The 17,548-nt window shown below is 31.1% G+C and carries 18 protein-coding genes, 1 pseudogene and 1 other annotated feature; all 19 genes and pseudogenes read right to left on the bottom strand.

Annotated elements, in window-relative coordinates:
* Nucleotides 1-844 (bottom strand): alpha/beta fold hydrolase (locus CIW83_RS19210; protein ID WP_094904079.1); only part of this gene is annotated, 844 nt, incomplete at its 3' end.
* A 142-nt stretch (nucleotides 845-986) separates the two neighbouring features.
* The gene (locus tag CIW83_RS19205) at nucleotides 987-1,235 is read right to left on the bottom strand and encodes a TIGR04076 family protein (protein ID WP_235601413.1); all 249 of its coding nucleotides are present in this window, start codon (nucleotides 1,233-1,235) and stop codon (nucleotides 987-989) included.
* A 274-nt stretch (nucleotides 1,236-1,509) separates the two neighbouring features.
* Nucleotides 1,510-2,193, bottom strand: coding sequence for an aspartate/glutamate racemase family protein (locus tag CIW83_RS19200; RefSeq protein ID WP_094904078.1), 684 nt, complete (start codon nucleotides 2,191-2,193; stop codon nucleotides 1,510-1,512).
* Nucleotides 2,194-2,417: 224 nt separating this feature from the next.
* Nucleotides 2,418-2,981 (bottom strand): DUF4269 domain-containing protein, encoded by a 564-nt coding sequence (locus CIW83_RS19195; RefSeq protein WP_094904077.1) that lies wholly within the window; start codon nucleotides 2,979-2,981, stop codon nucleotides 2,418-2,420.
* Between the two features lie 145 nt (nucleotides 2,982-3,126).
* Nucleotides 3,127-3,600: an N-acetyltransferase gene (locus tag CIW83_RS19190; RefSeq protein ID WP_094904076.1), complete on the bottom strand. Its 474-nt coding sequence runs from the start codon at nucleotides 3,598-3,600 to the stop codon at nucleotides 3,127-3,129.
* Between the two features lie 19 nt (nucleotides 3,601-3,619).
* Complete coding sequence (locus CIW83_RS19185) at nucleotides 3,620-4,105, bottom strand: histidine phosphatase family protein (RefSeq protein ID WP_201260051.1); 486 nt, start codon at nucleotides 4,103-4,105, stop codon at nucleotides 3,620-3,622.
* A 117-nt stretch (nucleotides 4,106-4,222) separates the two neighbouring features.
* Nucleotides 4,223-4,693 (bottom strand): GNAT family N-acetyltransferase, encoded by a 471-nt coding sequence (locus CIW83_RS19180; RefSeq protein ID WP_094904075.1) that lies wholly within the window; start codon nucleotides 4,691-4,693, stop codon nucleotides 4,223-4,225.
* A 130-nt stretch (nucleotides 4,694-4,823) separates the two neighbouring features.
* On the bottom strand, nucleotides 4,824-5,558 hold the full coding sequence (locus CIW83_RS19175; protein ID WP_201260050.1) for a Type 1 glutamine amidotransferase-like domain-containing protein: 735 nt from the start codon (nucleotides 5,556-5,558) through the stop codon (nucleotides 4,824-4,826).
* A gap of 113 nt (nucleotides 5,559-5,671) precedes the next feature.
* Nucleotides 5,672-6,277 carry a signal peptidase I gene (gene lepB, locus CIW83_RS19170; RefSeq protein WP_094904074.1) on the bottom strand — a complete coding sequence of 202 codons (606 nt, stop codon included), beginning with the start codon at nucleotides 6,275-6,277 and terminating at the stop codon, nucleotides 5,672-5,674.
* A 229-nt stretch (nucleotides 6,278-6,506) separates the two neighbouring features.
* On the bottom strand, nucleotides 6,507-7,286 hold the full coding sequence (locus CIW83_RS19165) for an alpha/beta fold hydrolase (protein WP_094904073.1): 780 nt from the start codon (nucleotides 7,284-7,286) through the stop codon (nucleotides 6,507-6,509).
* Between the two features lie 123 nt (nucleotides 7,287-7,409).
* The gene (locus CIW83_RS19160; RefSeq protein WP_158220181.1) at nucleotides 7,410-8,165 is read right to left on the bottom strand and encodes an alpha/beta hydrolase; all 756 of its coding nucleotides are present in this window, start codon (nucleotides 8,163-8,165) and stop codon (nucleotides 7,410-7,412) included.
* Nucleotides 8,166-8,505: 340 nt separating this feature from the next.
* Nucleotides 8,506-9,321: a GNAT family N-acetyltransferase gene (locus CIW83_RS19155; RefSeq protein ID WP_094904071.1), complete on the bottom strand. Its 816-nt coding sequence runs from the start codon at nucleotides 9,319-9,321 to the stop codon at nucleotides 8,506-8,508.
* 160 nt (nucleotides 9,322-9,481) lie between these two features.
* Nucleotides 9,482-12,586 (bottom strand): isoleucine--tRNA ligase, encoded by a 3,105-nt coding sequence (ileS, locus tag CIW83_RS19150; RefSeq protein WP_201260049.1) that lies wholly within the window; start codon nucleotides 12,584-12,586, stop codon nucleotides 9,482-9,484.
* A gap of 150 nt (nucleotides 12,587-12,736) precedes the next feature.
* Nucleotides 12,737-12,954 (bottom strand) — a binding site (T-box leader).
* 197 nt (nucleotides 12,955-13,151) lie between these two features.
* Nucleotides 13,152-14,273 carry a xanthine dehydrogenase family protein molybdopterin-binding subunit gene (locus CIW83_RS25010; RefSeq protein WP_369819413.1) on the bottom strand — a complete coding sequence of 374 codons (1,122 nt, stop codon included), beginning with the start codon at nucleotides 14,271-14,273 and terminating at the stop codon, nucleotides 13,152-13,154.
* A 57-nt stretch (nucleotides 14,274-14,330) separates the two neighbouring features.
* A pseudogene (locus CIW83_RS25005) lies at nucleotides 14,331-15,313 on the bottom strand (xanthine dehydrogenase family protein molybdopterin-binding subunit); the annotation flags it as partial.
* Nucleotides 15,288-15,479, bottom strand: a complete 192-nt coding sequence (locus tag CIW83_RS24565; protein WP_255374530.1) for a hypothetical protein — start codon at nucleotides 15,477-15,479, stop codon at nucleotides 15,288-15,290. The gene CIW83_RS24565 and the pseudogene CIW83_RS25005, both read right to left, overlap by 26 nt.
* On the bottom strand, nucleotides 15,476-15,928 hold the full coding sequence (locus CIW83_RS19140) for a (2Fe-2S)-binding protein (RefSeq protein ID WP_094904069.1): 453 nt from the start codon (nucleotides 15,926-15,928) through the stop codon (nucleotides 15,476-15,478). The genes CIW83_RS24565 and CIW83_RS19140 overlap by 4 nt, the downstream gene beginning before the upstream one ends.
* A complete protein-coding gene (locus CIW83_RS19135; protein ID WP_094904081.1) occupies nucleotides 15,925-16,719 on the bottom strand; it encodes a xanthine dehydrogenase family protein subunit M in 795 nt (264 codons plus the stop codon). The genes CIW83_RS19140 and CIW83_RS19135 overlap by 4 nt, the downstream gene beginning before the upstream one ends.
* 1 nt (nucleotide 16,720) lies before the next feature.
* Nucleotides 16,721-17,521 (bottom strand): GntR family transcriptional regulator, encoded by an 801-nt coding sequence (locus tag CIW83_RS19130; protein WP_158220180.1) that lies wholly within the window; start codon nucleotides 17,519-17,521, stop codon nucleotides 16,721-16,723.
* Nucleotides 17,522-17,548 lie beyond the last annotated feature (27 nt).

The following is a 17,548-nucleotide window of genomic DNA, read 5'->3' as shown; positions in this document are numbered from 1 at the left end:
TCACCACATCCGGTCTATCTATATATATTAAATGATCACTATCCGAAGCAATTATCAATTTTCCTTGATCGGATAGTAATACTAGCTCCTCCTGCAACTCACGCCACTTATTCTCATGCTCAACAGCTTCTTCCTCTGGTATCTCATATTTCATCCAATTTCTGACAGATAAAATCTTATCTCGAGCAATTACTCTTAAAGGAACATCTGGAAATATATCTATGCTTTTAATATCTTCTCCATCATGTATCCAATTTGCAAATTCATCTGCTACTGTCTTATAAAGATTTGGATTTCCAAAAAATTCTACAACATCTTGTAATTCTTCACTTGTTACACACTTCTCATATTTAGAAGTTATATCTGTATTTTGACTAATAAGTTCTTCTCTGGACTTCAAAGATAATTCATTAACTAAAGAAACCATCTTATCTATTGATGTTTGAGAATTTATTGTTGGTGTATCAAGACTTTCCAATTGTTCTAAATTATATGAAGTTGAGTCCAATAATACTACAGCCTTAATTTCATCAGGATACATTTTTACATATTGCTGTACACATAATCCACCAAAGGAATGTCCCATCAAAATATACTTTTCTTTAATTCCAATTTCTTTAAGCATTGTATTTAATTCATATGCTATATTTCTTGTTGTTCTAGAGGATTTTGGAAGACTACTATTACCATATCCTTGTCTATGATAAATAATGACTGTAAAATAGTCCTTTATCTCTTCAATGAGCGGATACCAATCATAAAATGAATTACCTATTCCTACCTCTATGACAAGTATTGTATTCCCATTGCCAATAATTTTATATTCATAGTTTATATTATCCACTTTTATCTCTCCTATCAATGGTAAGTATTCATCTCAAAATTTTAAATATATTTCATCTGCTAAAGCTATCCTAATACATATATTAAATTACAGATTTTATATTTATACTGAATATCTTCCTCAATAACTTTTATGATAATCATTAAGCTTCAACAACTTCTCCATATATTAAAACTCTACCGTTATCTGGACATCTCATTTGAAATTTCTTTTCTCTTATATTTCCATAATCTAAATCACCATTATTTAATAATGTATAGACACTGGGATATATACTCTGCCACAATTCATGACAAATTGGAGGGCAGATATCTCCTACTATATAAGTGTCACCTATCTTATGGTAATTTCCTCGACACTTACTTTCTAAAATAGTTAATTTAACTTTCATAATGCCCCACACCTTTCTTATACTTAAAATGTCTTAAAACGATATGTATTTAAACATTAATGATTTTATAATTCTTGTACAGCTGCATCATCACAATCAAAGTTGTTTCCAATTCCTTTACCACGCATATTGATTAGTTTATGAACCTTTAAAGAGGCACTATTTTACCTGCATGTTTTATATTTTCAGCTGATAAACAAACCATCACCATTATTCCTCCTCAATTAAGTTTCTTTATATTTTATATCTATTAATATTAGATATTGATCATCTTTTACTTTAGATACTGTTTTATTAACGATTCCGCTAGAGCATGGGATGAATCTATAAAATTAACCTTATCATTAAATTTGTTTTTTAGAACACTTAAATCAGTACATGCTATAATAATATCCTCTACATCTTCTTTCATAACATCTTTAACTAATTCATCCCAATATAAATTGACTTCCGATATTTCTTTTTTGTCTTTTATCATTTGAATTATAATGTTTATTTTTTTCTGCCAATCACTTTTGAATATAAATTGATTATCTGAATGTAATATTCCTTTTTGATATAGTTCTGAATTAAAAGTTGGTTCCGTGGCAAATATAGTTATTTTTCTATTTGAATCTACTTTTTTTATGGTTTCCTCAATAATATTTAATAATGGAATACTAATCTTTTCCTTTAGTTCATCAAAATATATATGGACAGAATTACACGGCATAGCAATACAACTAACACCTGTTGATTCAAGATGTCGAATGCCTTCAATTATTATTTCCTTCATTACCTTATGATCGATTGAACAATCTAGATAAAATGGTGTGGGAAGAGAGTAAATCATGATAGGTGGATAATCTATATCATATTTTGCACCATATTGAATTTGACATTGATCTAGTACTAATTCAAGAAAAGGTGATGTGGATCTCGGTCCCATTCCAGCTAGTATTCCTATTGATTTTTTCATTTAATATACCCTCCATTCTTCTATAAAATATGTTACATAATAATATGATTTATAACAAATTCACTTCTCTCACTATCTCCTAATAACTACTGCTTACACTACGATATAAAAAAAGTTTTATTCTTTTCTCAACGATTTCTTGATTCTCTTGGAACTATATCATTCAAGCTTTTCGCTTTCCTTTTTATAATATCTTTTGAGAATTAGACACTTATGACCTTCTGCTAACCTCTTACAAATCTAAATAATTCTTCTTCTGATAATAATGATAATTTTAATATTTCTTCAAATGGGTCACCTTTTAATCCAAGATATTTTGCAAAAGCTGGTTCTGTCTTCATTCCAGCTCTTTTTAATTTTTTTATTTCTTCTTTTAGTTTTTCTCCACCTAAATCAAGTATCTTTTTTTCTATTATCATGTGACGATAGCCATTTTGATTGAAAACAGGTTTTGACTGTCCAAAAACTTCTATGTAAAAATCATCATGCTTAAAACTAGAAAATGTTGTCTCTAATCCTCCGATAAACTGTCTCTCAATATGAAAGATATCATAATTTTTGTAAAATTGTATTATTGTTTTTTCAAAGGCATCATGATTATAGACTTGGCAGATAATATCTAAATCACTATTAGATATATCAATATCTATAGGAATTGTCCCGACTAAAACTGGATTATAATTATTTAATATCTCAAATAGCTTTAACTTTTTCAGTAATTTATAAGCTGACTTCCGCCTAGTATTTCCTTCTTCTAAATAATTGATGTTTCTAAATTGATTTTCCAACTTATATCACCTACTTATGAAATTTCATTTAATATCCTATTGTTTGTGATGTCTTGATTTACATTGTATTAGAATCACGGCCAAGTATCCCCTTCGCTAAATACAACATTAAGTGATGTACTAACTCCAATGCTCCTTGAGTAAATTATAATAAATCCATACTCAATCTAATCATGTCTCTACACATAATACCATTTTCAACAATTTCTTCCTCATAATGTCTTGTGAAAAAATCCTTGTCCACTCCTATTATACGAAATCCACATTTCTGATATAATGCAAGTTGCTGCAAACTTGAATTTCCTGTTCCAATTTCTAATGTCTTCGCACCTTCTTTCCTAGCCATAGATATTGCATGTAAAACTAACTTTTTTCCAATTCCTTTACCTTGCATATTTTCTTTTACTGCAACATTCACAAGTTCCATAGTATTTGGTCTAGTCTTTATTAATACATAAATTCCAACTATTTCATCTGTTTTATATGCAAAGCAAATCCCTCTATGCAAATAATCTTCTACAGCATTTCTCGAAGGATCAGCTAATAATAATAGTTCAAAAGGTATTACATCTGTATCATCTAATCTGCAAATATCATATTTCAATTTTTCTATTTTCATTTGTTTCATTTCTCCCATATTAAATCTTTATATTTATAATACTTTCTATTTTTCCATCTTTAAACTCTAACTTAAATATATCTGGCATTTTCATTGATTTCCAAAAATCATAGTCATATCTTTTATCAAAAAAATTTAAAATCACACCTAAGATTGTCCCATGTGTTCCAATTACAATATCTTCCCCATTATATTTTTCTAAAATACTCTTCAGAGCATCAATTCCTCTAGCTTGTACTTCATTTAAACTTTCTCCTGTTTCTAAGCAATAGTTAAAATTATTCCATTGTTGTCTTGTAAAAGAAATGAAATCTTCAATGGGATAGTTCGCAATTTTTCTTTCTCTAAAATCATCTATTATTTCTATAGTTATTCCTCTATCTTCCGCTATACCTCTTATAGTATTTATTGCTCTTAAATAGGGACTTGATATTACTCTCGATACATCATATTCTTTAAATAATTCTGTTAACCCTAAAGCATCATTATTTCCCTTTTCTGACAATGGTCTACTATATTCATCTGGAATATATCAACCTCTGCATGCCTAACTAAATAAATAATTGTATACATCTCTATTTTCACTCTTTCCTCACAATATTATGGGTAAAGCATAAGTAATTCATTCTATATTCATATGTTTAATATAATCGAAGAGTATTAACTTTTCGGTGATTGTATGTTCACTAATCTTTTCATATCCAAACTTTTCATAAAAATAATGATTCCTATAGTTCATATAAGGTGTACTTAAAGTCCATTCTAAAGCTTCTGAAAATTCACTTTCAATAAATTCCATTAATTTAGCCCCTATCCCCTTATTTTGATATTTAGGACTTAAATATAATCTATTCAAATAAAATTGAGTATCTGATAACTTTCTAACTTCAATTCCTCCTATTATTATGTCATCTAGAAAAACAGTATAGTGAAAAGAATTATTAATTTTTCGTATTAGTTTTTCTATTGGCTCAGTTGCAGGACTTGTATCATAATCTTCATATTTCTCTAGATCTTCTTTGAAAGCTTTCTTTTGTATATCTAATAAGATTTCTGCTTCATTAATCCTAGTTCTTTGAATTTTTATCTCCATAAACCCACCCCTATAACTATAGAATATTTTCCAAATTAAATTACCATATTATAAACAATCTAAAATTTTTATATAAAAATATGTCTCAACAATAAGGCTTATTATAATGTCCTGATGAATCAAATTTTAATTAACTTTCAAACAGTTTATTCATATCAATTAAATCATAATTATCTAGTATCTGCTTATATACGATTCCATTTAACTTATATAATTTATAAGCATTTGATTTCTCATCGCTTTTTAATATCTTGAATTTATCATCCTTTATTACTAGTGCACAATTGTTTTCAATAGCTATTCCTATTCCTTCAAATGTTTTCATTATCTCATCAAACCCTTCTCCACCTTTCTCGTTATAATGAGGACAGTGAATAGCATCAATGAAACTAAGTCCATCAATACGTTGATAGTCCCACCAACCATCTTTATTACGAGATAAGTCACTATCACCATGCCCATATCTAAACCAACACATGGAGCCTGCGCTTAGGCCAGAAAGTACAATACCTGCTTCATATGCTTCTTTTAGATATTCGTCAACTTTCTTGCTACGCCATACTTCCATCATCTTTACAGTATCTCCACCACCTACGTATATAATATCTGCAGAAAGGATCTTGCTTCTTATTTCTATGCCTGAAAGATTTCCATTTATTAAGTATAATACATCTATCTTACATCCTAATCTCTTTCCATATATATCATTAAATATATCAATATATCCTTGGGGTTCATTACTTGCAGTAGGGATAAAGAGTGCTTTAGGATTTACTTTACCAGCTAAATTAACAATATACTCATCAATTACCCAAGTCTCAAGTTTGCTTATTTCTCCTCCACCAATTGCAACAATTATTCCCATTTTGTTTCCCTCCCCTTTCTATATATTTCTCATAATTCAATTGCTATTCCCCAAAGCATTCTTGGGCAACCTTTATGCTAAATAGGGTATTATCTGACGGAATGATTTTCCATTTACTTTATATCTCCTAATCTATTAATTGGCCAAAGTCTAAATATTGCTTTGCCTTCAATACTCTTATAATCTACAAGCCCAAATAATCTACTATCATTACTATTTTCTCTATTATCTCCCATTACAAATAGCTTCCCTTCAGGTACAATAATAGGATACTCTATTGTCCTTTTAATTGTATTACCTTTAATATATGTCTCTTCTAGCAGTTTATCATTTACGTATACTTTCTCATCTTGAATATCAATTTTATCTCCTGGAACCCCTATTACTCTTTTAATAAACCTATTTCTACGAGGTTCTCTATTGAACTTCATTTTCATATCTTCTAATACATTTATAATTCTATCATTAAAACCTTCATTTATTTCACCTTGAAGAAATACAACAATATCGCCAGATTTAGGCTCTGAAAAATGATAAGAGACCTTATCTACATATAATTTTTCTCCCTCAAATAAAGTATTTTCCATAGACCATTGTTTCACTTCAGTTAATGCATATACCTCGCTATTAAGAAATAACACAATTACAAAGGCTATAGATAAATGCAAAATCCATTCTGCCCCCTCCTGTATAATGCTATTTCCTTTTATTTTCTTCATAATTATTTCAACTCCTTAAAATATTATTTAACAACACTATATTTGATTAAAACTAAAAAATCCATGTCTTCTAGATAATGGAATAATATCTGTGATGTCTCTAAACTAGCTCCTAGAGCATTAACACTTAACGTAGCTTCACTCTAAGTAAAAAAGTGTAATGTTCACTCTCCAAGTCGTTTCTTCTTTATGAGTGCCACTTATCAAATAGTCTGTTAGATTATGTTTTTCACTTGCCCAAAACTCTATATTTATTAACAATTTCTGTTATTGACTCCAAAATTAACTCTGGTTCATCATTTTGTACATAGTGTCCACTTTTCTGTGCTGCAATAATTTTACTATCAGTAGATAATTTCTTAAATTCAAATTGAAGCTTTTGCTCTACATCTAGAATTTCTTGGTTAGGCCAATCTTTTTTATAATTATCAGGTAATCCTCGAGTTATCACTGTTAATGGGAACTCAAATACACACTTATGTTCATCTACTTGCTTATAGCTTTTAATTTTATCAATTTTTTCAGAATTAAGCATTGGATTACTGTAATATTCTCGATTTGAAATTAGTAAATGATTAGGTAAAACCTTTTCAAAAGCTAATTCTTTATATTCGGGAGCAGCGTCCACTAATATCATTCCTACCACTAAATTTGGATGAATACTTGCAAATAACCTTGATACCAATCCTCCAAAAGAATGTCCTACTAAAATAAAAGGAGGCTTAACTGACACTTTTTGCAAAAGCTCAGACAAATCCTCTACAACATCTAAACATGTACGAGGAATTACTGAAGTATCACTTCTACCTATTCCTGCTCTATCATAAGATAAAGTTGTCGTAAATAATGATATCTTATTTTGAACTAGAGCCCATACTTCGTTACTATCACCCATCCCGGCCTCAAATAATACTGTGGGAGATCCATTTATATAATACTTACTAAACAGCTCATATCCATTAATTTTGCTTCGTTCATTTTTATATTTAACTTCTTCTAAACTCTCCATTATATAACTCCTTCAATAAATTTATTTCCACAGCAAATGTGATACACACCATCATAAAATTACTCCTCGGTGCACTTTTACACAAATATATTGTTATACTACGAAACCTTATATCCCACAATACTAACAAAGATGATTTGTAAACCATTCAGTAGTTAATTTAACTACTATATCAAAATGCTCAAGGAAACTATGGTTTGCTCCATCAATAACTTCTAATTTTGAGTCATTTGAAAGCAATGCCATTGCTGCTTTAGATCTTTCGTAGAGTAATTTTTCTTCTTCGTCATTATTACCATGAATTATTAAAACTGGGCAATTAACATCTTTTAATAACTCTTTCTGATTAATTAACTCAAAATCTTTTAGAATCCTTTTATCAATTACAATCTTTTTTCGTACTTCTTGTGGTGTGTACTCTGTTAAATATCCTTTTTCCTCCAATTCTTGCATTTGTTCTTTTGTAAAGAACTCATACCAGTTATACTTAATCGAATCAGTTCCAGCACCTGATAAAACCATTGTTATTATTTCAGGAGTATAATTTTTTAAGCAAATAACAGTTCCAAGACTATGACCATACAGTGCAATTTTTTTATATCCCTTTGACTTTACAAATTGAATTGCAGACTTCAAATCATCTACTTCTTTTTCAACAGTCAGAATATCATCATCACTTTCTCCACATCCACTAAAGTCAAAAAGTAAAGCACTGTAACCTGATTCATTAAATGCCGTAGCAAGCCTTTCAAAGCGTCCCTTTGAATGTTTGTTCGACATAAAACCATGACACATTATAATTATTGATTCAGAAGTAGATGGGTATAGGTGCCCAACTAAGTTTAAGTTTCTTGAGTTTTTAAATCTAACTCGTTCCATCATCTTTCCCTCCTAACAATTCAGCTTAAAGTTTAACCCCTATATTAAGGTATACTATAGCAGTTCTGGTTACCAACTCCTGCGAAGTATGAGCAGGTATGCGTAGTGAATGGCAACATTTTGTTAAGTGCTACTGCAATCAAACCCCATTCTTTAGCACTATAAAACCTTTTCTCCCCTTCATTTTCCCACAAAATTTCTTACAATATACTATTCTACAAATTTTGCTAAACTCCTTCTTTTATCACTAAATACTTCTTAAATAAAAACAAGGCAAATAGCTTTCACCATTTACCTTATTTCATCAACAGAGATAAACCTTTTCTCATTATTTAATTATTTAAGCTTTAAAGCTTATTTGATTTACCATTCCACATTCTACAAAGCCCACATTCTTATAAGCCTTATTTGAAGCCGGATTTGACAAATCTGTATAAAGCATTGGTATCTTATTCTCATTATATATAATTTTACTTAGTTCACTAACCAATGCCCCTGCATATCCTTTTTTACGATGTGATGGCGGAGTATATACTTCATTTATTCTCCCATGTCTAGGAGAACGATGAGCGATATTAGCCATTGACACAATTTCATTACCATTTTTCCAGACATAGAAATTATCACTGAGTATATAAGACCTTGCGGCTTTAAATTGTTTATCTGCTGTCGTGCTTATACCAAAGCAATCTTGTATAAATCCTCCAAAAAATTCAGATATAATTTCTACATCTTCCAAAGATGGTTTACTAATTGATCCACTAACATGCATTGGAAAATTTATATTGGGACAATAATATGATTCCATACACATGGATATTTTCCAAGTTATATTCTTCCGCTTTGCATAATTATTTGCCAAAAACTCAGCTATTTCTGGTTTCGCAACAAACTCTAAACTATCCTGTTCTTTAAACAAATTATAAAAACCATCCGCTAACTCTTTATATTCTTGTTCTTCTACATCTTTATCAGTCCATATCCATGCAGGATGCTGTGGTGAAGATTGTGCAATAATAACTTTGCCATTTTCACTTTTTATCAAAATAGGATCATCTGACTCCCTAATACGGTGCATCAAATTAAACCTAACTTCTTCTGTTATAAATGGTTTAGTGTTAAAAACATTTGAGGATTTATCAAATGGTATAAACATATAAATTCCCCCTTTATAAAAAAAGATTCTATCGAAGCAATTAGAGATTTTTATTAAACACATTTAGATTGGTTTTTTTGAAAAACCAAAAATAAGTAAGTACTTTCCTATGGGTTATAAGCAAGGTAGATAGCTCTTGCTATCTACCTTGTTCTAATTTCTATTCTATTTTTTCTAATCTTATTCCTGTCATTTGTCCATTTAAGTCTTGCTTTTCTAAACTTTCTTCTGTTACTCTTTCTATGGATTTAGCTAGAGTCTCAGATTTAATAAATGCATCATACTCATCTAAAGCTGCCTTAATGTCATCAGATCCATCATAGAATATATTTATATTATCTAGAACCTCATATCCATTATTCTTTCTCATTTGCTGAACCTTGGATACGAATTCTCTTGCATATCCTTCATTGATTAAATCAGGAGTTAAAGTTGTATCCAATATTACAAATAGATTGTTTTCCATTGCCACATCAAAGCCTTCTTTAGATGATATGGTAACTAATACATAATCCTTTTCTATTTCTGTATCTTCACCATCTAGGTTTAATACTAATTTCTCACCTGATTCTAACTTTTCTACTGTAGCATGTGCATTAAGTTCACCTAAAGCTTTTCCAAAGGATTTTATCTTCCCACCAAGTATTGAACCTGCAACCTTGAAATTTGGTTTTAAAGAATAATTCATGAATTGAGATAAATCTCTTTCAAACACTACTTCTTTAACATTCAATTCTTCCATTATTAGAGGAACTAAATCTTTTATTTGTTCCTCATATTTTCCGTCTATCACTACTTCTTTAAGGGGCTGGCGTACTTTTATCTTTACTGACTCACGAGATGCACGACCAAGTCCCACTAAATCTCTTACTAAATCCATTTTTTCTTCTATTGCTTTATTTATTAAATCCTCATTTGTGTCTGGATAATATGATAAATGTACTGATTCATCTTCTGTCAGATTTTGATATATTTCCTCGGAAATAAATGGTACAAATGGAGCTACCATTTTACATAATCCTACAAGTATTTCATAGGTTGTATTATATACTGCTTTTTTATCATCATCTAACTCCGTTGACCAAAATCTTCTTCTATTTCTTCTGATATACCAGTTAGATAGATCTTCTATTACAAATTCTTGAATATCTCTTACAACCTTTGTTAGTTCAAAGATATCCATATTTGCTTTTACTTCCTTTAAAAGACTATTATATTTTGAAAGTATCCATCTATCTATTTCAGGTCTATCTTTGTATTCAATGAAAAATTCTCTTGGATTTATACCATCAGTATTCGCATATAATGAGAAGAAATTGTATACATTTCTTATGGATCTAAAGAATTTACTCTCTACTTCTCTAAGACCATCTTCGTCGAATTTTGTTGGTGTCCATGGTGGAGATACATAGATTATATACCATCTTAGAACATCTGCACCGTATCTATCAAATAAATCAAATGGATCTACTGTATTCCCTCTTGACTTAGACATTTTCTTTCCTTCTTTATCTAATACTAAGTCATTTACAAGTACATTTTTATATGGTGATTTACCTGTTACAAAGGTTGAAATAGCCAATAGTGAATAGAACCATCCCCTCGTTTGATCTATACCTTCGCAGATAAAATCTGCTGGGAATAATAAATCGAAGTCATCTTTATGTTCAAATGGATAATGATGTTGTGCAAATGGCATAGCACCACTATCAAACCAAACATCTACTACATCTTTTTCTCTCGTCATTGTGCCATTGCATTTTTCACATTTTAAATGAATATTATCTACATATGGTCTATGAAGTTCTATACTCATATCTATATCTTCTATAGCTTTTTCTACTAATTCTGCTCTTGAACCTACTGAAGTTATATGACCGCAGTCATTACATCTCCATATAGGTAATGGCGTACCCCAATATCTAGATCTTGAAATTGCCCAATCATTTAAGTTTTCAAGCCAGTTTCCAAATCTCTTTTCTCCTACAAATTCTGGATACCAATTTACACCATTGTTGTTCTCTATTAACTTATCTTTCAGTTTAGTTATTTCTATATACCAAGAAGGTTTTGCATAATATAATAATGGTGTTTTACATCTCCAACAATGTGGATAGTTATGAGCTACCTTTTCTTTCTTATACATCTTTCCTTCTTCTTTAAGCCATTTTATTATATCAAGGTCTGCATCCATTACGAATTTACCTTCCCAAGGAGTTTGAGTAAATTTGCCGTCCTCTGATACTGGCTGAATAACTGGTAAACCGTATCTCATTCCAGTATTATAGTCATCTTCCCCAAATGCAGGTGCAGTATGAACTATTCCTGTACCATCCTCTGTGGTTACATAATCTGCTACTGTCACAAAGAATGCTTTTCCTTCTACATTTATAAATGGAATTAGTTGTTCATATTCAATAAATTCTAAATCCTTACCCTTTAGCTCCCCTAATACTTCATAGTCTTCACCTAATACCTTATTAGCTAAGACCTTTCCTACATAGTATATTTCATCATTTTGTTTAACTTTCAAATAAGTTTCTACGGCATTTACTGTTAAGGAAACATTAGATGGAAGAGTCCAAGGAGTTGTAGTCCAAGCCAAGAAATATTCATTTCTATCTTTTAGCTTAAACTTTGCTATTACTGTATCTGTCTTTATTTCTTCATACCCTTGTGCAACCTCATGAGAAGCAAGACCTGTACCACATCTAGAGCAATATGGCAGTATTTTATGTCCTTCATATATCAAACCTTCTTTATTAAATTTATCTAATATCCACCATACCGATTCAATATAATCGTTTTCTAATGTTATATATGGGTTATCTAAATCTATTAGATATGCCATTCTTTCTGTCATATCTCTCCAAAGTTTTTCATATTGAAAAACAGATTCTTTACATTGCTTGTTAAATGCTTCTAATCCATAGGATTCAATATCATGTTTATTTTTCAAATTTAATCTTTTCTCTACTTCGATCTCTACCGGAAGTCCATGAGTATCCCAGCCTGCTTTTCTCTTTACTTGATAGCCTTGCATAGTCTTATATCTACATGTTAAATCCTTTAATGTCCTAGACATTACATGATGTATACCTGGTTTCCCATTTGCCGTGGGAGGTCCTTCAAAAAACACATATGGCTTCTTTTCATCTCTTGAAGTAACCGATTTATGAAGTAAATCTATTTCTTGCCAGTATTTGCTAATATTATGCTCTCTGACCTTTACAGGTTCATTTGATAATTCATTAAACCTTTTCACTTTTTTCATCCTTTCATTATAGAATCATCGCAGTTTCGCTGTACAAATTCATTTGCTACCTCTATTTACCCTGTAGGGTATAGTTCAGTGGTGTCCCTTAGGACCTATCGTTCGCTAAGTTAGGTCATAAAAAAGTCCCTAAGTCTTAGACTTAGGGACGAAATTTCCGCGGTACCACCCAAATTACAAGAGTTAAAATAAATAATTCTTGTCACTTAATAAGTATAACGTCTTCACGTAATACCTTACTCTTTTCAGGTATTATGCTCAAAGGTGATCTTCACAAAGCTATTTATAATAATCTCACACCAAATGATTATCTCTCTTTAATAAATTATCTCTGCTACTGTCCTTATCAATGCATAGATTTTCACTTGTATAATAATATACTTTATTTACAAGTATTTGTCAAGAAAAAGCAAAATAAATTTATAAATTAGCATATTAGTAAATGGCTAATTAAATATAAGAAAAATGTATATCGACGTACTAAAAGTAGAACTTTTCTATTCACTGTAAAATTATATCATATATGCTCTATTTTATTAAAAATAACTTATGAAAATCAAAGGATACTTCTATTCCTTTTCATTAGTAGCATTTTTACTTTTTCAGGAGTTATAGGCAGATCCCTTATTCTAATTCCTATCGCATTAAATACAGCATCAGCAACTGCAGGAGAAACTGAATTTGTGACAACTTCTCCAATGGATTTTGCACCAAATGGGCCTGTAGCATCATATCCATCTGCAAAATCCACAATTATATTATTAATGTCCATTCTGCATGGAATCTTATACTGCATCATACTATTAGTTATAAGCTTGCCAAATTTTGTTTCCTTTACTTCTTCAAATAATGCCATTCCTATTCCTTGTACTATTCCTCCTTCTGCCTGTATTCTAGCTAACTTAGGATTAATCACAGTCCCACAGTCTATAATAGATACAAAATTTATCAAATCTACTTTTCCTGTTTCAATATCAACCTCTACTTCAGCAAAACCTGATATAAAAGGAGGTGCTATATCTACAGTACCGAAAGATCCTGTAGCAGTCAATTGAGCATGAGGCATTTTATATATAAGTTTATTGCTTAAATCTGATAATGATATTGACTTGCTCCCATCTTTGCTCTTAAAATTAACTCCATCAAATTTAATCTCTGATAACTCTATTCTCAAAATTCTAGCAGCTTCTTCTTCTATCATAGTTCTCATCTTAAAGGCTGCATTTTTCACTGCATTGCCAGAGAAATATGTAGTTCCAGAAGCGTACGCTCCAACATCAAATGGGGTGAGTTCAGTATCTGCAGAAAATACCGTTATACTATTAACTGATATTCCTAATGCCTCTGCAGCTATTTGCTTCAAAATAGTATCACTTCCAGTGCCTATATCTGCTGCACCTGTCAGCAAAGTAAATTTCCCTCCATCATCAAGCTTTATGGTAGCAGAAGCAGTATCTATTCCCGGTATTCCAGAACCCTGCATGGCAATAGCCATTCCTACTCCTCTTATTACTGTAGGAGAAATTTCTATCCTTGGAAACTTATTATCCCAATCCATAAGTTCTTTTCCTCTTTTAACACAATATTCAAGTTCGCAGCTATTCATAATAATGGGATTTTTACCTGCTCCAACAGTAGTTATATTAAATATCTCTGAAGTTTCTCCTTTTTTTATCATGTTCTTTTCTCTAAGTTCTAAAGGATCCATATTCAATTTATAAGCTAATTCATTCACCGCTGATTCTAATGCAAAGGTACCTTGGGTTACACCATAACCCTGAAGGCTCCTCCCGGGGTACGATTGGTATATACTGCTTTACCAGTAAATCTTGATGCCTTTGTTTTATTATATAAAGGTAAAGTTTTATATCCTGCTGAGCCTAATACAGTGCTGGCATGTTCTCCATATGCTCCAGTATCTGACAGGGCTTTCATATCTATAGCTTTAATATTTCCATTTTTATCAGAACCAATAGTAACTCCTATTTTCATTGCATGCCTTGAAGATGTAGATTCAAAAGTTTCTCTTCTGTTATAAATTATTTTTGATGGCTTACCTGTTTTATATGTTACCAGTGCAGGGTAAAATTCCGCCTGAGCATTTTGTTTTCCCCCAAATCCTCCTCCGATTCTAGGTTTAATAACTCTTACCTTATTTACTGGAATTCCTAAAGACTTAGCAACATGTCTTCTAACATGGAAAGGAACTTGAGTTGATGATACTACAACAAGCGTTCCATATTGATCTATATATGAATATGCCCTATATGTTTCCATCATAGTATGCGCTGTAGCCTGTGTAGAATATTCCTCATTCACAATCACATCACAGTTTTTCAATATTTCTTCAACACCACCAACTTCAAAGCTATATTCTGCAGCAATATTTTTTTCTGGATTAAATCCTTTATCCATGTTCGTAAAACATCTATCTCTAAAATGTATTTTACTTTTACTTTCTTCTGCTTTCATCATATCCAAAACTGGCTCATATACCTCATAATCCACTTTTATAAGTTTTATTGCCTTAAGTGCCGTTTCCTCTGTATCTGCAGCAACTATTGCGACTTCATCTCCAATATATCTTACATATTCATCTAAAATATATTTATCATAAGTTGATGGCTCAGGATATGATTGGCCTGCTCTTGTATATAGATACTTCGGTACATTCTCATGGGTAAAAATACATTCAACTCCCGGAATTTTTTTTTGCATTTTCGATATTTATACTTTTTATTCTGGCAAATGCATAAGGACTTCTTAGTATTTTAATTATAAGACAACTCTTAGATGCAAGATCATCGGTATATACAGGTTTCCCCGTAACCAACCCCATTCCATCTACTTTTGATATTCCTTTCCCTATAGCATATCCACTCATTCCTTCACCTCCATATATTTCATTATTCCTCTAAGCTGTCCTACATATCCTGTACATCTGCATAGATTTCCAGTTAAATATTGAGATATATCTCTTTTAGTAGGATTTTTAAGCTCATTTTTCATTGCAATAACAGTCAAAATAAGTCCTGGACTACAATATCCACATTGTTCTGCTCCTTCGGAGACTAAAAGTTCTCCAAGCTTTTTCTCCTCATCAGCAATTCCTTCAATTGTAGTTATATGTTTATTCTCTGCTCTAACTGCAAAATATGAACAAGATAAAATTGGTTTTCCATCTATCAGTATAGTACATACACCACAGCAACCTGTATCACATGCTCTTTTTACACTAAGATATCCATAACGTCTTAGAACTTCAGAAAGATACTCATCTGGTCTGACATCTAAAGATTTCTTGCATTCATTTATATATAAGTTTATAATCATCTCTGCACCTCCAATAATGCTCTTTTAACAAGTATCTTAGAAATTTCTTTCCTATATTCACAAGTTCCTCTATTATTGGTTCCGAAATGAATTTCCTCCGATACTAGTTCTCCAGCTTTAGTTGCAGTATCTTCATTGACTTCAACATTACTTATGTATTCCATGGCTTCATATGCTAATATTGCAGCTCTAGGTCTTGCTCCAATTGATATTCTATACTTTCCATTTACTCTACTAACCCCTGCACTCAATATGGCATAATCCACTGCAGAATTTCTTATGGTTTGAAAATCTGCTCCCTTTATATTCTTTTTGATAATTACTTTTTCTAAGATATCCTTTCTGTAGTCTTTCTCCTTAAGATACTCTTCTAAGGATATCCTACCTCCCTTATATAAATAAATATCTGCATCTAATGCCAATAAAGCTGTAATTGGATCTGAAAATCCATATCTTGAGTAGACTGTTGCACCTATTGTAGCTGTATTTCTAAGCTGAACTCCAATTATATGCTTAACAGAATCCTCAATTATATTTCCAAAATTATTCTTTAATATCTGTGAAGTTTCAATATCCCTTAGGCTAGTCATCCCCCCGATTTCAACTTCTTCCTCTAGCTCATTTATATATTCAATCCCAGTCTGTGACAAATCTATAGCCAAACCGATTTTCCTATTTCCCATTCTCAAAAAGCATCCTCCTCCAATTAATCTAGCTGATTTCTTGGAAACAAATGCAGAATATGCTTCATCTAAACTTTTAGGTAATAAATAATCCCCAAATGTTATCATTTTAATCACCAGTCCTCTTATTAATGCTAGAACCAAGTTTGCTAAGCTTTGCACCATAATTGCTTCTCAATGCATTAAATCTAATGAGTTCATCTACATAATACTCCGAATTATACATTACCACTTTTCCATCAGTAGCGTATTTGATTACATCAGCTCTAAGCAATGGAGAGTTTATATCTAAATTTAGTATCTCAGACAAATCCTTAGTAACCAATTCAGGGATTAATTCCATATAGTCATGACTGAATTCAAAATTAGTATTTTCTTCAATGAAATCAAACATAGACTGCCCAAAAAGTTCTTCAGAAAAATCCAAGTCTTTTAATATCTTCTTGGGTAATCTATTTATGCAATATACGGCTTGCTTTCCATCTGCGAAAAATATCTTTTCTACAATAAGTATTTCTTCTCCTCTTTTTATATTTAAAATTTCTGCAGTCTTCTCATCAGCCTTATCCCACCTATGAGAAAGTACATCTACCTCCAAATCATATCCGCAATCTTTTAAAAAACTCCCCAGTTCTCCAGTATAATCAATATTTTCAGAGAGCTTTCTTGCAAATGTAGTAATCATAGTGTTACTTCCTTGACTCTTAGATATCAGCCCTTCATTTTCCAATACCTTCAATGCCTCTCTAATAGTCAGTCTGGAAATCCCCATATTCTTTGCTATAGTACCTTCTGAAGGCAATTTTGAACTATCTCCATTCTCCATATTCAAAATATATTCTCTAAGATATTCTATTGTCTGCTGAACCATGGTCTGCTTATTGATTTTATGCATATCTCCAATATTCATATTTATTCTTCCTTTCATAGATACTTT

The organism is Tissierella sp. P1, from assembly GCF_002266425.1.
Classification (GTDB): domain Bacteria; phylum Bacillota; class Clostridia; order Tissierellales; family Tissierellaceae; genus Tissierella; species Tissierella carlieri.
Note: the sequence above shows the minus strand (reverse complement) of the source record. Positions and strands in the feature narration are given on the sequence as shown.

Coding starts and splice junctions, on each gene's coding strand:
- CIW83_RS19205 (WP_235601413.1), bottom strand. CDS start 1,235: ATGAAAGTTAAATTAACTATTTTAGAAAGTAAGTGTCGAGGAAATTAC.
- CIW83_RS19200 (WP_094904078.1), bottom strand. CDS start 2,193: ATGAAAAAATCAATAGGAATACTAGCTGGAATGGGACCGAGATCCACA.
- CIW83_RS19190 (WP_094904076.1), bottom strand. CDS start 3,600: ATGAAAATAGAAAAATTGAAATATGATATTTGCAGATTAGATGATACA.
- CIW83_RS19180 (WP_094904075.1), bottom strand. CDS start 4,693: ATGGAGATAAAAATTCAAAGAACTAGGATTAATGAAGCAGAAATCTTA.
- CIW83_RS19175 (WP_201260050.1), bottom strand. CDS start 5,558: ATGGGAATAATTGTTGCAATTGGTGGAGGAGAAATAAGCAAACTTGAG.
- lepB (WP_094904074.1), bottom strand. CDS start 6,277: ATGAAGAAAATAAAAGGAAATAGCATTATACAGGAGGGGGCAGAATGG.
- CIW83_RS19165 (WP_094904073.1), bottom strand. CDS start 7,286: ATGGAGAGTTTAGAAGAAGTTAAATATAAAAATGAACGAAGCAAAATT.
- CIW83_RS19160 (WP_158220181.1), bottom strand. CDS start 8,165: ATGGAACGAGTTAGATTTAAAAACTCAAGAAACTTAAACTTAGTTGGG.
- CIW83_RS19155 (WP_094904071.1), bottom strand. CDS start 9,321: ATGTTTATACCATTTGATAAATCCTCAAATGTTTTTAACACTAAACCA.
- CIW83_RS25010 (WP_369819413.1), bottom strand. CDS start 14,273: ATGATAAAAAAAGGAGAAACTTCAGAGATATTTAATATAACTACTGTT.
- CIW83_RS24565 (WP_255374530.1), bottom strand. CDS start 15,479: ATGAGTGGATATGCTATAGGGAAAGGAATATCAAAAGTAGATGGAATG.
- CIW83_RS19140 (WP_094904069.1), bottom strand. CDS start 15,928: ATGATTATAAACTTATATATAAATGAATGCAAGAAATCTTTAGATGTC.
- CIW83_RS19135 (WP_094904081.1), bottom strand. CDS start 16,719: ATGATAACATTTGGGGATTATTTATTACCTAAAAGTTTAGATGAAGCA.
- CIW83_RS19130 (WP_158220180.1), bottom strand. CDS start 17,521: ATGAATATTGGAGATATGCATAAAATCAATAAGCAGACCATGGTTCAG.